This is a genomic window from Mesorhizobium sp. M8A.F.Ca.ET.161.01.1.1 (assembly GCF_004792105.1).
Classification (GTDB): domain Bacteria; phylum Pseudomonadota; class Alphaproteobacteria; order Rhizobiales; family Rhizobiaceae; genus Mesorhizobium.
This window is the reverse complement of the sequence record NZ_SRTD01000444.1, coordinates 1-291: the sequence shown is the minus strand read 5'-3', so window position 1 is coordinate 291 and position 291 is coordinate 1. Positions and strand designations below refer to the sequence as shown.

The 291-nt window shown below is 61.5% G+C and carries 1 protein-coding gene; it reads left to right on the top strand.

The features are described 5' to 3' along the window. Positions 1 to 291: TonB-dependent receptor (locus EN804_RS36460; RefSeq protein WP_135922433.1), on the top strand; the 291-nt coding region annotated here is incomplete at both ends.

Below are 291 nucleotides of genomic sequence, written 5' to 3'. Positions count from 1 at the left end.
GCAGAACGACATCTTCGAAGCCGGCGACGCGCTGCGGCTCAAGGCCGCCTATTTCAACAACAATGTCGACGACTACATCGACGGCGTGACGCTCTCGCCCGTCGACCCGACCAGCGGCTGTCCGTTCGGCCCAGGCATTCCGATCTGCTTCCAGTACCAGAACTTCGCCAAGGCCAAAATCAACGGCTTCGAGCTGGAAAGCGTCTACGACGCCGGTTGGGGTTATGCCGGGCTCTCGGCCTCTGTCATCGACGGCCACACGATTTCCTACAAGGGCGTGCGTGCCGACCT